Annotated in this window: 11 protein-coding genes; 9 read left to right on the top strand and 2 right to left on the bottom strand. The window is 36.5% G+C overall.

What is annotated here, in order from left to right; all coding sequences use genetic code 11:
- Nucleotides 1-145: 145 nt before the first annotated feature.
- The gene (gene lgt / locus RYO55_RS04915; protein ID WP_295815877.1) at nucleotides 146-970 is read right to left on the bottom strand and encodes a prolipoprotein diacylglyceryl transferase; all 825 of its coding nucleotides are present in this window, start codon (nucleotides 968-970) and stop codon (nucleotides 146-148) included.
- A gap of 156 nt (nucleotides 971-1,126) precedes the next feature.
- On the opposite strand from lgt, the gene RYO55_RS04910 reads away from it, so the two are divergent.
- The 3 genes from RYO55_RS04910 to RYO55_RS04900 all read left to right on the top strand — a co-directional run bounded on the left by RYO55_RS04910 (nucleotide 1,127) and on the right by RYO55_RS04900 (nucleotide 5,931).
- Nucleotides 1,127-2,809, top strand: a complete 1,683-nt coding sequence (locus RYO55_RS04910) for a glycosyl hydrolase family 18 protein (protein ID WP_314984414.1) — start codon at nucleotides 1,127-1,129, stop codon at nucleotides 2,807-2,809.
- Between the two features lie 90 nt (nucleotides 2,810-2,899).
- A complete protein-coding gene (gene leuS / locus RYO55_RS04905) occupies nucleotides 2,900-5,368 on the top strand; it encodes a leucine--tRNA ligase (RefSeq protein WP_314984412.1) in 2,469 nt (822 codons plus the stop codon).
- Between the two features lie 83 nt (nucleotides 5,369-5,451).
- On the top strand, nucleotides 5,452-5,931 hold the full coding sequence (locus tag RYO55_RS04900; protein ID WP_004697136.1) for a dCMP deaminase family protein: 480 nt from the start codon (nucleotides 5,452-5,454) through the stop codon (nucleotides 5,929-5,931).
- Between the two features lie 78 nt (nucleotides 5,932-6,009).
- On the opposite strand, the gene RYO55_RS04895 is transcribed toward RYO55_RS04900, so the two are convergent.
- Nucleotides 6,010-7,239, bottom strand: coding sequence for an aminopeptidase (locus tag RYO55_RS04895; protein WP_314984411.1), 1,230 nt, complete (start codon nucleotides 7,237-7,239; stop codon nucleotides 6,010-6,012).
- 111 nt (nucleotides 7,240-7,350) lie between these two features.
- Here RYO55_RS04895 and RYO55_RS04890 point away from each other — a divergent pair, with 111 nt between their 5' ends.
- The 6 genes from RYO55_RS04890 to RYO55_RS04865 all read left to right on the top strand — a co-directional run bounded on the left by RYO55_RS04890 (nucleotide 7,351) and on the right by RYO55_RS04865 (nucleotide 15,749).
- A complete protein-coding gene (locus RYO55_RS04890; protein WP_295815867.1) occupies nucleotides 7,351-7,920 on the top strand; it encodes a ComEA family DNA-binding protein in 570 nt (189 codons plus the stop codon).
- Nucleotides 7,877-10,111 (top strand): ComEC/Rec2 family competence protein, encoded by a 2,235-nt coding sequence (locus RYO55_RS04885; protein ID WP_314984408.1) that lies wholly within the window; start codon nucleotides 7,877-7,879, stop codon nucleotides 10,109-10,111. The genes RYO55_RS04890 and RYO55_RS04885 overlap by 44 nt, the downstream gene beginning before the upstream one ends.
- Before the next feature lie 11 nt (nucleotides 10,112-10,122).
- Nucleotides 10,123-11,100 (top strand): DNA polymerase III subunit delta, encoded by a 978-nt coding sequence (holA, locus tag RYO55_RS04880; protein ID WP_287528557.1) that lies wholly within the window; start codon nucleotides 10,123-10,125, stop codon nucleotides 11,098-11,100.
- 2 nt (nucleotides 11,101-11,102) lie between these two features.
- Nucleotides 11,103-14,897, top strand: coding sequence for a PolC-type DNA polymerase III (locus RYO55_RS04875; protein ID WP_314984407.1), 3,795 nt, complete (start codon nucleotides 11,103-11,105; stop codon nucleotides 14,895-14,897).
- A 127-nt stretch (nucleotides 14,898-15,024) separates the two neighbouring features.
- Entirely contained in the window at nucleotides 15,025-15,234 is a 210-nt protein-coding gene (locus RYO55_RS04870; protein WP_021148165.1) for a hypothetical protein, read from the top strand.
- Nucleotides 15,235-15,290: 56 nt separating this feature from the next.
- Nucleotides 15,291-15,749: a hypothetical protein gene (locus RYO55_RS04865; RefSeq protein WP_118091420.1), complete on the top strand. Its 459-nt coding sequence runs from the start codon at nucleotides 15,291-15,293 to the stop codon at nucleotides 15,747-15,749.
- The last annotated feature ends 30 nt before the right edge of the window (nucleotides 15,750-15,779 follow it).

The following is a 15,779-nucleotide window of genomic DNA, read 5'->3' as shown; positions in this document are numbered from 1 at the left end:
TACAAATCAATTGATTAGATAATTTGTTATTTACTACATTATTTATTACATTATTTATTAGATTAAGGTTTAAATAGAAAAAGTCCTACATTCACAGGTAAAACCTATGAGTATAGGACTTTTTTGTTAAGTATTTCTGTATTGTTTATTTACGTTTTTTAGTTTTTGTAGTTGGTTCTGTAGCCACTATGACAGCCTGATTTTTCTTTTCTAGATAGCCTAGATAAATGAATACACAGATACCGACAATGATAGCTATTAAACTTGTCATTTGAGCAGATTTTAAACCTAGCGTTAAGTTTACGTAGTCGCCACGTAAGAACTCTAAGAAAAAACGAGCCGTAGAATAGAGAATGGCATATAGTACGAATACTTGACCCTTCGCATGTTTGAAAGATCCAAATAACAGAAGCGCTACAAAGATAAGAACATCGATTTGTCCTTCCCATACTTCGGCAGGCCAAAGCGGTTGATTTCCGTAGGTGCGGTAGGCAAGGGTACTTTCAGGATAGATAATACCATAATTACCGCCCGTAGGATGACCGAAAGCATCACCGTTTAAAAGGTTTGCCATACGACCTACCGATTGAGCCAAAATCAATGCAGGAGCAAATAAATCAGCAAAAGCCCAAAAGTCAATTTTGTTTTTACGAAGATACCAATAGCCAGCAATTGTGCCTAGTACTACGCCACCTTGAATGGCCATGCCACCTTGCCAAACAAAGGGAATTTCCAATAAATGATTACCGTAATAATCCCAATCAAAGAAGAATACGTCCCATAGGCGGGCACCGATGAGACCAGCTACGGCTACAGTAATGGAAAAGTCGATAATGTGTTCATGCCAACCGCGGCCATCCTTTTTCAAAAGTACATAGGCAACAGAGGCACCACAAATGATAGCCAAAGCTAACATGGTACCATAGGCTCTAATAGGGAAGTCCCCTATGAAAAATAAATATTGATGCATATAAAACTCCTTATGTGATAATTTTTATTAGTACATAAATTAAATTATAAATTACATATATCCTTCATGCAAGAAAAGAGATGAACTATATATAATATGGTATAATATAGAGATTGGTATTGTATCCCAGTATGGGACCTAGAATTAGGAGAGTACATGATTCGTAAATCTACTATTATAAAATCATTAACAGCTATAGTAATGTCTGCATTATCTAGTACAATCGTACAAGCAGAGGTATTGGTACCATTAGATCAATTTTTAGCCACTACTACACGTCATTACGAAGCAAATCAATATAAAACAGCATATACAGTATATGTTCCACAAAGTGAATTACAAGGTGATACGGTTATTTTAAATCCTGCAGCCGTAGGTGAACCTGTTAAATTGCCCATTACCAAAAAAGATGGTATATCCTATGTAGATATTGAGTCTGAGCCAGCTATGCTGGGTGTTAGCTATACAAAAAATAATGGTCAACTTATTTTAGGACCTGCACCAGAAGCATCTACGGTGAAAGCACCTTATACATTGCAAACACCATTGGCTTGGGCTTTTGATCCATGGACAATGGAGGGCACTCCATATCAGGCAAAACTCAATACGAGTGGTGATAATATTATTTCTCCAAGTTGGTTTAAATTGCATAGCTTAGGTTTAGAAGCAAGTTCAAATGTAAATATTGATTATGTGAAAGCGTATAAGGATAAAGGCTATCATATTTGGCCGTTAATTACTAATCGGTTTGACTCTAATTTTACAAGTGGTATTTTGTCGGATCAATCGGTATGGAAGAAATTTGCTCATAACCTTGTTCAATATGCCTATATATATGGGTTTGATGGTTATAACTTTGACTTTGAAAACATTGATTATGCTGACCGTGATCGTTTAACAACATTTGTAGCTTATTTGTCTAATCATTTACATCAGTATAATATTAAAACTTCTATCGATGTGACTGGCTATTCTGATAGTCCAGAATGGTCATTAGTGTATAACCGTAAAGCTTTGGCAGATACAGTAGATTATGTAGTTCTTATGGCGTATGACGAAACTTGGGCTAAGAGTACTACTGCAGGTCCTGTTGCAAGTTATCCTTGGGTTCGTAGCCATACAGAAAGAATGCTATCTGAAGTTCCTTCTCAAAAGTTAATATTAGGCGTACCATTCTATATGCGCTTATGGCATGACAGGAATGGTTATGCTAAAAGCGAAACATTGGCTATGAAGAATACAAGTAATTACTTTGCTAATTACAGGGATAAAATGATTTGGGATGATCGATTAAAGTTATACTATTTATCTATTCCAACAGCTTCTGGTTCAGATCGTATTTGGTTTGAAGATAATACATCGTTAGGATTAAAACTTGATCTGGTAAAAGAATTACACCTTGGTGGGTTTGCTGCATGGCGTAAAGGGTTTGAAGATACTTCTACGATTGCTATGATTCAAGAAAAAGATTTAGGTCGTGGTATGCCTAAATCTGCTAACCATGTTGTTCCAGAACCTAAAGTAGAAGAAGCTAAGCCGTTGTCTAAAGTTGATGCTTATAAATTGCGCTTAGAAGAAAAACAAAAAGAAAAAGCAGCTAAAGCGGAAGCAAAACGGAAAGCTAAAGAAGAGAAAGAAGTTGCTAAACGCAAAGCAAAAGAAGAAGTTGAAAAAGTAAAAGCTGAGAAAAAACGCTTAGAAGAAGAGGCTAAAGCTAGAAAAGAACACAATAAACAAACTGTTAAAGAGCAAAATGATTTATATACTAGTCATAGTTCTGATCAAAATACAAGCCCTAAAAATGATTTAATAAAAACTATTCAAGTCGTAAAACGCTAGTGTTTGACTGCTTTTACAGTACGTAGTAAAATGAAAATATTAATTATAAAATGGCAACCTATGAGGTTGACCATATGAGGAGGCCCCTACATGAACGAAAAGTATGTAGCCCAAGATATTGAAAAAAAGTGGCAACAGTATTGGGAAGATAACCATACATTTAAAACAGAATATGATGAATCTAAAGAAAAATACTATGTATTAGAAATGTTCCCGTACCCATCTGGTAATTTACACATGGGGCATGTGCGTAACTATTCCATTGGTGATGTAGTAGCTCGCTTCAAGAAAATGAAGGGGTTCAACGTATTGCATCCAATGGGGTGGGACTCCTTTGGTATGCCTGCAGAAAACGCCGCGATTAAACATGGCATAGCACCTAAAACATGGACTCTTGATAACATCGAGAACATGAAATTGCAACAAAAAGCACTTGGTTTGTCCTATGATTGGGACCGCGAAGTAGCAACATGTAAAGAAGATTACTATAAATGGACTCAATGGTTTTTTGAACAGTTCTATAAAAAAGGCTTAGCCTATAAAAAGGAAGCAAAAGTAAACTGGTGTGAAACTTGCCATACTGTATTAGCAAATGAACAAGTTATCGATGGTGCTTGTTGGCGCTGTGATAACCCTGTTGAGAAAAAAGATTTGTCTCAATGGTTCTTGCGTATTACAGAATATGCTGATCGCTTGTTAACTGATTTAGACACTCTTGATCACTGGCCACAACGCGTTAAATTGATGCAAAAGAACTGGATTGGCCGCTCTGAAGGTACAGAGTTCTCCTTCGAAGTTCCATCCATTAATGAACGTGTATCTGTGTATACTACACGAGTTGATACTATTTATGGCGTAAGCTATGTAGTATTGGCTCCTGAACATCCATATGTAGAACGCCTTATTGAAAACGCTTCTAATAAAGCTGAATTGGAAGCTTTCATTACGCGTATGCGGAATATGAGCGATATCGACCGTACATCTACAGATGCACCAAAAGAAGGTATGTTCACTGGTTCCTATGCAGTAAACCCGATGTCTGGCGAACAAGTTCCAGTTTGGATTGCTAACTATGTATTAGTAGACTATGGTACAGGCGCTGTAATGGGTTCTCCTGCACATGATGAACGTGACTGGGAATTTGCTCATAAATACGATTTGCCTATTAAACAAGTTTTCGCTTGTGATGGCAAAGAATATAGTCTAGAAAAATGGCAAGAATGGTACCATGAAGATGGCATTCTAGTTAACTCTGGCGATTATAACGGCCAAACATCTGTAGAGGCTCGTAACAATATCACGGCAGCTCTTAATGAACGCGGCATTGGTGAAGGTAAAGTAAACTTCCGTCTTCGTGATTGGTTGATTTCTCGTCAACGTTACTGGGGCGTGCCAATTCCTGTAGTATATTGTGAAACATGTGGTGAACAACTCGTTCCTGAAGAACAGTTGCCAGTACGCTTGCCAGAGGATGTTAAATTTGAATCTGGTGCCGTATCTCCATTGGCTACATCTGAAAGCTTCCTAAACACTACATGTCCTAAATGTGGTGGCCCTGCACGTCGTGAAACAGATACAATGGATACATTTATCGATTCCTCTTGGTACTTCTTGCGCTATACAGACGCTAAAAATGACCAAGCTCCATTCGATAAAAAAATTGCTAACTACTGGATGAACGTAGACCAATATATCGGTGGTATTGAGCATGCTATCTTGCATTTGTTGTACTCTCGATTCTTTGTGAAAGTTATTCACGACTTAGGCCTTATCGAAGCTAACGAACCATTCCGTGGTTTGTTAACACAAGGTATGGTTCTTAAAGAAGGCAGCAAAATGTCTAAATCTAAAGGTAATGTAGTTTCGCCAGAAGAAATCATCAATACTTATGGTGCAGATACTGCTCGTTTGTTTATTCTATTCGCGGCTCCTGTCGATCGTGACCTTGATTGGTCTGATCAAGGTGTTGAAGGCTCTTACCGTTTCTTAGGTCGTGTATGGCGTATCGTTGATGCGTACAACGAAGAAGTTAAGAAAAATGTTACCGGTGAACTTACAAAAGACGAATTCGGATTACGTCGTGAGTTACACCGTGTCATCAAAAAGGTTACGGAAGACCTCGATAATAACTTCAACTTCAATACAGCAATTTCTGCAATCATGGAACTTGTAAATGCTATGTACGCTCATAAAGACAAAGCAGAAACTATCAATAGCGCATTAGCAAATGAATTGACTCGTTCCTTATTGCTTCTTTTAGCGCCATTCGTTCCTCATATTACAGAAGAGTTATGGCATGAATTGGGTGAAACTACATCCATTCATACTGAAAATTGGCCTGTATATGAAGAAGCTGCGCTTGTAGTAGACGAAGTAGAAGTAGTATTGCAAGTAAATGGTAAAGTTCGCGATAAACTTACTGTTTCCGTAAATATTACGAAAGAAGAATTAGAAACAATGGCTAAAGAGTCTAGCCGTGTTCAAGAGTTTACAGAAGGTAAAAACATTGTAAAAGTTATTTATGTACCAGGTAAACTTGTAAATATCGTTGTTAAATAAATATAAATGATGATATTTTTTGTTAATAATGTAAGCCCCCAACTACATAGGTAGATGGGGGCTTATTTTTAAGAGAGGTAATTATGGCAAAACGTAACGATTATATTTCCTGGGATGAATACTTCATGGGTGTTGCCATTTTAGCGGCACAGCGTTCTAAAGATCCAAACACACAAGTAGGTGCCTGTATTGTGAGTAATGATAATAAAATATTATCTATTGGCTATAATGGTATGCCTTTAAATTGTAGTGATGATGATTTCACATGGGAACGCGATACGGCGGATGATAATAAATACTTTTATACCGTTCATAGTGAACTCAATGCCATACTTAATTATCGGGGCGGTTCTTTAGAAGGTTCTAAAATATATGTAACACTTTTCCCTTGTAATGAATGTGCGAAAGCCATTATTCAAAGTGGTATTAAGGCCGTTATCTATCGTGATGACCTATATAAGGATACGAAAGAGGTTAAAGCTTCTAAACGGATGTTGAAAACCGCAGGTGTAGAAATTATTGAATACAAGCCTACAGGCCGCACATTGAATATTACATTGTAATGTAATAAAAATTTAATTGCTTTTAAAATCCCCTATATACAGTTGTATATGGGGGATTTCGTTATCTTTTATTTATGTTTATATTTGTAAGCGACCGTCAATCATAATATCAACTTCTTGGCCGTCACGAGTGTAGCCTTTGATATTCATATGTTTATGACCAATCATAAAGTCTACATGTGTTAAAGAGTGGTTCAAACCACGTTCTTTTAATTCGTCGTCAGATAAACCATCACTGTTTTTGAGGCATGTAGGGTAAGAGGCACCAATTGCTAGATGGCATGATGCATTTTCATCAAATAATGTTTCATAGAAGATTTGATTAGATTGGCTGATTGGACTAAAATGATCAACTAATGCAACTTCGCCAAGGTAGTGTGAGCCTTCATCTGTCTCAACTAATTCTTTTAGTACTTCATAACCTTCTTTTGCAGTGTATTCTACAATTTTACCTTTTTTGAAAGTGAAGGAGAAATCAGAAATCGTATTGCCATGGTAAATTAAAGGTTTTGTGCTATATACAATGCCGTTTACACCATTGTACTGTGGTGCAGAGAAAATTTCTTCGGTAGGAATATTAGCATTGAAGATAGTACCATCTTTAGACGCTTCTTCACCGCCTTGCCAAATATGACCTTCTGGTAATTCTAGTAAGAGGTCAGTACCATTTTCACAAGTGTAACGTAATGCTTTTAAGTCTAGTTTATTAATTGCTTCGCGACGACGGCGTAATTTAGCCATGTGGTGACGGTATGTATCCTTTGCCTCAATGCCTTCGATGCGACAAAGTTTAAGCAAAGTTGCCCACAATTGGTCGATTTTTTCTTCATCGGTACCTTCATAACCGAGTAAATCTGCCCATAAAACAGTTGGCACAGAAGCAACGCACCAAGTAACAGAAGAATTCATAATGGCTGTGTGATAGAAGGATAATGCTTTGTTTAAATTGCGTGACTGTAAAGAAATACGTTTTGTCGGGATGCCAGCAAGGGCTTTAGGGTTGGCACTAATTAAAGATAAGAATGCCGCTTTATCATCGATGTATTGTTTGTAGAATTCAGGAATCCAGTTAGCAGGTTTTTCTAAGACTATTTCTTTGGCATGCATTAAACGTTGACGTGCAATAGGTGAACAGCGCCAGTTTAGAACAACCTCTTTAGCCCCCAATTGATAGGCTTCTTCTGTAACGATAACTGCAAAGTCTTTATTTTCCACATCAACAGAAATAACTAAAGTTTGATCTTGTTGTAAATTTACGCCGTATTGTAATAATGTACGGGCATATTTTCTTAATGTATCTTGATTCATTGAGTCTCCTTATATTCGACATCAATTATAAAACTCCTGCTTGTGTGACCAATAGAGTCAACAGTAGGAGTTTACTTTTATATTGGAAAATCCTTTAGTAGGAGGTGCATTATGAAAAGTAAATTGAAGCCGTATACGATAATTATATTAATCCTATGTATTTTAGTAGGAATTTATTTCCTATGGCCTATTATAACAGATGAAAGCGATTCTGTCCTAGCTGAAGGGGCAATAGATGGAAATTCTTCTATATCAAATGTAGAACAATTGCCCAATAAACCAATTGCGTATATTACAGGTGCTGTTGTATCACCAGGATTGTATGAATATGAAAATTCAGCTACTTATGGAGATATGGTAAAGCTTGCAGGTGGGCTACTACCTTATGCTGATGTAGAATCAGTCAATATGGCAAAACCAGTAAATGCGGGAGATCATATCCATATAGTATTTAACTTTCACGGTAATCCAGAGGTTTTATTGCGCGGTAACAAAATTAATATCAATACGGCAACTGCAAAGGAATTAGATTCATTACCAGGTATTGGTCCAGCTATGGCGAAGAGAATTGAAGAATATCGTTCGCAAAAGGGTCCCTTTACATCCATTGAAGGTATTAAGGGGGTGAAGGGCATTGGTGACGGAGTATTTAAGAAGATTAAAGACAAAATTACAATCTAAATCAATAAGTAGATATGAAAACTTTCAGTATGCTAATCTGTGTTTAAATCCTTTAGATTTAGTCAATAAGAAGCAATCTATAACTCATAGTCAATGGGCACATATTATATTGGGATCTATAATAATTGGTACTATATTAGGATATGGTAAATATTATCCAGTACTTAGTCAAATGCATTATATTTTTGTGATTGCCTTATCTATTATTGGTTTAACTATTATTAAAATAATGCAATCTCATTGTAGGTGGCATTTATTTGCCAATTTATTAATATTAGTTTTTGCTTCAATGGGATTATCCTATTATCAAACAGATTTACAAATTATTAATTATAATAGCTATACATCATACTATTTACAGCAAGAAGGAGAATATCTAGGTACTGTTGTATCATCTCCTGAAATAGTAAATCTTGATGGGCAGGAATATTACAAATATAATGTTATTCTTCATAAATTACATCCTTATAAAGATAGCGCAAAAAACTCCTATATAAATGCTCAAGGACGTTTACAAGTATACTCTAAGGTATCAGCTACAAATAACAAAATAAGATTGGGAGAACAAGCCATTATTGAAGGAACTCCAAAGCCTTTATTCCTAATTGAAGAGGAAGGTCGAATTAATCTTAGAGGCAGATATATGGGCTCTAACACAAGAGGACGAATCTACGATGGAGTTTATCGACCTGCCAGTGCTAAAGATTTACAAACATTTTTATATAAAGAGAGTATTAATGAAGAAATATATAGGAGAAGTTTATATCTATGTGGTCAAATACGAGTATCCATAGAAAAGAATATTGCTAGTAATCTAGATGGTCCACAAAAGGTATTAGCACAAGCCTTATGTTTGGGTGGTCATTATAGTGAATTAGGGGAAGATCGAATGAAAGATTTTGCCTATACTGGCCTCATCCACATTTTATCAATATCTGGCTCGCATATTGCTTTACTATTAGCTTTAATTTATGGGCTAGGAAGACTTGTTAAATTACGGAAGCGTACATGTTTAATTTGGGGTATAGTAGTAGCTTGTATATATTGCTGTATCGTTGGTGGAGATGCACCAGTTGTACGTGCAACGATGATGAGTATACTCATGTGCATGGCTTATGTTAAAGGGCGATTATATCAAGCTAAACAGGCTTTATGTATATGTGCCATTCTATGTCTAGTATATGATCCTTTTTCTTTGTTTGATGTAAGCTTTCAACTATCCTTTGGTGCAACCTATGGTTTACTCATATGGGGGAAGGTACTGTATGAATGGATACAATGGCTTCCAAGATGGATAAAAACACCTCTTGTATTATGTGTATCCGCACAGTTACTCATATTGCCATTACAACTCTATTACTTTCACTATATTAGTATTGCAAGTTTATTTGCAGCCTGTATAGTAGCGCCCCTATTAGATATAACAATCGTTTTAATTTTTATAAATACTTTAGTTAGTTATGTGCTACCCATATCATATATGTGGTCAACGGTAGATATATTGTTACGTGTGTCTTTATATTTAAATCATGTGCTAGGTCGTAGTGGAAGCCTGTTATGGTTAGGTATGATGCATCTTTATTGTGTTTCTATATATTATGCTTTACTAGGTTTATTTACGTATTTTTTGACACATAAGAATAAGTATACTGTATATGTAGTGATGTCCTTATTATGCATGGTTGCAACCTTTGGTGCTTCATACTATGTGACTCAGCATCACAAGGACACAATAATCCATTATATTCCTATGAAACAGTGTAATGTGTTACTTTGCATAGACCCAAACCATAGAGGAGCATATCTATTAATTGATGCACCAGATTATATTAAAACTATACCTAACGAAAGACTTATTAATCAGGCCATAAGGGCATATGGTGTAAATCCTAAAGATGTAAAAGTTGAGTACTTTCACAGTAACGGTTCTGCACAGGTGGTATATAAAAATGGTATGAACCAAATCGTCGTATATAATGGACAAAGTAGAGAAAAAAATCTAAAATTAAATGATAAGATTAATTCATTATATATAACGAGTCGATCTAGTGTAATGAGTGAAATAGGGCGTATTTCACCGCGTAGTACGATTCTGTTTAGTAGTCCTCATGGTGCTTTACGCGATGTGGATCCATCAACAGAACATATGTATATAATGGGATACGGCTATATCAAAGATATCTATCTGTGAAAGGAGGAAACATGGCACATATTCAACTCATTTATGGCGATGAGCCACAATTAATTGAAGAAGAGAAACGCAAATTTTTAAGTGCCTATCCAGACCTTCCAGTGACCGTATTAGACGATGAGGCGGGCCCACAGAAGATTAGTGAAAAGCTCTGTGAAGATTCACTCTTTGGGGATCAAAAAGTGTTTTGCTTAGTTAACTTGCCTATCATTCGTAAAAGTGGTAAAAATAGCGATGCTTGGATCCCATTATATGAGCTCATCATGGAATATAATGGGGATAATCCAATTGTTTTGATTTATCATGACATGATAGATAAACGAATCAAGCAGAATAAAGAGCTTTTAAATAAAATACCGAATCGTGAATGTAAGCGTCTTGAAGGGGCAGACCTTGTGATGTGGATACGTCAGTATTGTACGTCTAATGGATTTAAAATGACTTCTGATGCACAGGAATATGTAGCTCATCTCATCGATTTGTGGCAAGATGTACCTGTTTCTTTTATGAGAACTGAGTTTGACCGATATTTCTTGCAAATTACTGGGGAAAAAGTAATTACCAAAGAATTCCTAGAGGAAAATGGCAGTGACTATGGAGCTAAAAATATATTTACCTTTAAAGAGGCTCTGTTAAAACGAGATATTGATACATTACTTGAACTATTTCCATTTATGTTCGGCTATAAAGAATTAGACCGTGCTATGAGCTATATTGAGGGGCAATTACGTTTACAGCTACTAGTCAGTGAATGTCGACAAGCGGGAATGACTGTTCAAGCTATACAGAATTTATGTAAGGACCATGATTCGTCATTTAAACCGTATCCGATCAAACTGGCTTATGAAGCAAGCTCTCGGATTTCTACTAAAGCATTACGAGCTTTGTTAAAAGGTTTGTATGAGATTATCCTAGATAGTCGTAGTAGCAAGGGCGATATTTGGCGATTTAGAGATTTATGTATTACCTATTGTGGGTATAAGGGATAAAAATGAAAGTACGTTATCGCGTTGTACCAAAACAGAATAAGAAATCATCTTTCTATGTGAACTGTCATACCCAACATGTGACGATTCAAGCTGCAGACTCCGCATTTTCTACATTGCTTAGTTTACGAGACAGATTGTCTGCATGGTATAAGGAAAAGAATATTTCTTTTGATGATATTCCAACCAATACTGATACAGCTTGCTGTTTTGCTTGGAAAGTGGATACGGAAACAGGTGAAGGTTTAGATACCTATTATTATGGTGGTGGCTGTGGTGCTGGTGAATGGATTGAAGCGGCTGAAGCACAACGTGAAGCTGAAGAGGCTAAAAAACAAGTACCTAAAGGCAAGTCTTTTGCAGGTTATGATCAACAAGATGAATATGATGATGTTGACGAAGATGATTTCGCCCCATTCGTAGAGGCTGTTGAATTAGGCTATTTTAATAATAGCCCGGTTGTTGTATCTCGTTCGAATCAAACGGCTGCAGCATCTAGTAGTAATGATATTGTTGCTTCAGTGAGTAGTATGCCTAAAGTAAATAAAGGTTTTGCACCTAAAAGTACTACAAAAGCTACTGCTAAAAGTGGTGAAGGTGATAGTAAATATCCTCATCGTGCACCAAAGGAGGCTCCCACTGATGAAGGCATGATTTTAGGGCCAAAAATTGAAGGAGTCACCTCTAAAATCATGGGCACCGTGGATACACCTAGTGTAATTTTTGAAGGTGTCTTTGTAGGTTTAGATAAACGTGATACTAAGACTGGTAAAAGTATCGTTAATGGCAGCATTGTAGATGATACAAATAGCATTAAATTTATCAAGTTTACGAATAGCCCTGAAGAAGGGGATGCGCTACTTAAACAATTAAAAGGCTTACAACGCGTTCGTGTACAAGGTAGTGTCAACTTTGACGATCGTTTTGATAAAGATTATATCTTATCGATTCGCAGTATTGAAGCAGTGGAAACTACAAGTGTAGAGCGAACTGAAAACCGTCCAGATTCTCGTGTAGAGCTTCATTTACATACTAAGATGAGTGATAAAGATGCTCTCGTATCTGTTAAGGATTTATTTAAAACAGTTAAAAAATGGGGTCATCCTGCGGTTGCTATTACAGATCATGGTGTTGTACAAGCCTTTCCTGAAGCGCAAGCCCTTGGTAAGGAGTTAGGTGTTAAGGTTATCTATGGTGTAGAAGGTTATCTTATTGAAGATGAAACGGTAACAAAAGATGAGGAGCTTGTACTGGATAAAAAGAAGAAGAAGAAGGAAAAAGATAAACGCTATCATATTATTTTATTAGCTAAAAATATGGTTGGTTTGCGTAATTTATATAAAATGATTTCTATTTCTCACCTTGAACATTACAAGGTTCGTCCTCGTTTGCCTCGTTCCGTTATTGAAGAACATCGTGAAGGTATTATCATCGGTTCTGCTTGTGAAGCAGGGGAACTTATGCAGTCTATTGTTCGTGGAGCTACAAAAGAAGAGCTTTTGGAAATAGCATCCTTCTACGATTATCTTGAAATTCAGCCACATACTAACAATATGTTTTTGGTTCGTAAAGGTCTCATGCCAGATGAGCAAGCCCTCATTGATATGAATAAGACCGTTATCGAATTAGGGGAAGCATTGAATAAACCTGTATGTGCTACTTGTGACGTTCATTATTTGACACCAGAAGAGAAAATATATCGTGAAATCATGCTAACTGCATGTGGATATCCAGATGCAGACGAACAACCAGATTTACATTTACGTACTACAGATGAAATGCTTGCGTCATTCCCTTACTTAAGCGAAGAGAAGCGATACGAAGTAGTCGTTACCAATACACGTGCTATCAACGACAGCATTGAAGATATTAAACCAGTTCCTGATGGGACCTACTCACCTAAGATTGAAGGTGCTGACGAAGCTTTCACAGAAATGTGCTATAAAAATGCGAAGGCTATTTACGGTGATCCATTGCCACGTGTAGTACAAGAGCGTCTCGACTATGAACTAGATTGTATTATCTCCAATGGTTATGGTGTATTGTATTATATCGCTCATAAATTGGTAAAAAAATCTCTTGATGATGGGTACCTCGTAGGTTCTCGTGGTTCCGTAGGATCTTCCTTTGCAGCGACCATGTCTGAGATTACAGAGGTAAATCCACTACCTCCACATTATGTATGCCCTCATTGTAAATACTCTGAATTTTTTGAAAAGGGTGAATATGCAGGGGGCTTTGACTTGCCTCGTAAAGATTGTCCTAAGTGTGGTCATGCGTTACAAACAAATGGTCACGATATTCCATTTGCTATCTTTCTTGGTTTTGAAGGTGACAAGGTTCCAGATATTGACCTTAACTTCTCCGGTGATTACCAAGCAAAAGCTCACAAATATACGGAAGAATTATTTGGCCGTGACAATGTATTTAAAGCAGGCACAATCGGTACAATTGCTGATAAAACTGCTTTTGGTTATGTTAAAAAGTACGCCGAAATTCGAGATATACAAGCCCGCAATGGATTCTTTGAACATTTAGCGAAAGGCTTTACAAATGTAAAGAATACTACGGGACAACACCCTGGTGGTATTATGGTATGTCCTCGAGATATGGATGTGCATCATTTTACGCCCATACAACATCCAGCGAATAAAAAGGAAAGTGGCGTATTAACGACACACTTTGATTATCACTCCATCGAAGGTCGTATGACTAAGCTTGATATTCTGGGCCATGATGATCCCACAATTATTCGTATGCTAGAGGATTTGACAGGTATCGATGCTAAGACAATACCATTTGATGATCCAAAGACATTGAGCTTGTTTTCCTCTACAGAGGGGATTGGTTTAACACCTGAACAATTGCAAGGTGACCAGGTAGCCAGCTTGGCCGTACCAGAATGTGGTACGAAGTTTGTACGGGGCATGTTGGAAGACTCTCGTCCGCAAACCTTCTCTGACTTAGTACGTATCTCTGGTTTCTCTCATGGTACGAATGTATGGCTCGATAATGCGCAAGACCTTATTAAAAATGGAACTTGTAAGTTGAACGAAGCTATTTCTACCCGTGACGACGTAATGAATTTCTTAATCCATCGTGGTATGGATAGAAAGCACAGCTTCTTCGTTATGGAAAACGTACGTAAAGGGAAGGGGATTGAAAAACGAAATAAACAAGGTCAAGCTACAACGGAATTTGAAGCAGAAATGCGTGAAAATAATATTCCTGAATGGTTTATTGAGTCTTGTAAAAAGATTTCCTATTTATTCCCAAGAGCCCATGCGGTAGCCTATGTAATGATGGCCTTCCGTATTGCATGGTTTAAGGTATACCATCCATTGGCATTCTATGCAGCATATTTCTCCATTCGCGCAAAGGCCTTTGATTTACGAATTATGACGGGGGACCTCAAAACACAATTGACAGAGTTTAACCGTATTAAGGCTCTTGATCGTGCTGCCAGTCCTAAAGATAAGGACCTTATGAGTGCCTTGGAAGTATCTATGGAGATGTATCAACGGGGCTATCGTTTTATTAATGTAGATATTCAACATTCTGAAGCTAGACGCTTTAGCATTAAGGATGGAGCTTTATTGCCACCATTTTTAGCTATTGATTCACTTGGTGAAACAGTGGCTGATGCTATCGTCGAGGAAAGAAATGAACGTCCATTTACATCTCTAAAAGACTTACAACGCCGTTGTAAAGTATCAAATACCATCATTGATCTTATGAAAGACCTCAAATGTTGTGGTGAACTACCAGAAGACGAACAAATGTCACTCTTTGGGGCATAATTTAATACAAAAAATTACTACATACAAAGTAAGCACTATACACCTAAAGAGGAATATAGTGCTTATTTTTATATATTTTGTTACAATACAGTTAATATATATCATTGATACTAGGGAGTGTTGGAATATGATAGAGCGACTTCAAAATCAAGTGGATGAAATAGAACTTTGGGATGTTGAGTTAGAGGATATGCCTAATCTAGAAGCATCAGATATTCCAGGAGTATACTTTAACGAATTCCGAGAATATGTTGATGAAGAGGGGAATATACTGTCCCCATCAGAGGTTGATCGATTACGGTATAAAGGTGACTACGAGGACGATTATTATAGATAGAAATAATTAAAATGTCATATTTATATTATTTTTATATTACAGTGAGTGGGTTAGTTATGAGAGTTCCAATATATGAAGCTTTAGCACACTATAAAAGAAATGAAATGTTACCTTATACAGAGTATTTTGGTTTGGGATTTTTTACGGATATTTCATTGGCTGAATCGACAATAGCTGAGTCTAAAAAATTAGTTGGGTTTTCTGATTTAAATGATAATTCTTTTTCTATAACAACTCACTATTTAAATGATTGTGCTCATATAGGTAATGAAGTTAGTTATGAAATAATAAACAATAAAGTTTATGGTGTTTGGTATGATTATGATATAGATGATTATTATACATGTTCTGGATACATAGGTTTATTTAGCACTTTAGAATATGCAGAGAAAGCATTAAAGTGGTATAAGACCTGGGATATATTTAAAGTATATGGTTTAGATTGTTTAGGAATTGATACAATTACTCTCAATTTAAGGGGCTGGACTGAAGGTTTTATAACAGTATATGATTAAAATTATGCAATAAAAGAGGTATCATCGAAT

It is taken from the genome of uncultured Veillonella sp. (genome assembly GCF_963551295.1).
Lineage (GTDB): Bacteria > Bacillota > Negativicutes > Veillonellales > Veillonellaceae > Veillonella.
The sequence above is the reverse complement of the archived record's forward strand: the minus strand, read 5'-3'. Positions and strand labels throughout refer to the sequence as shown.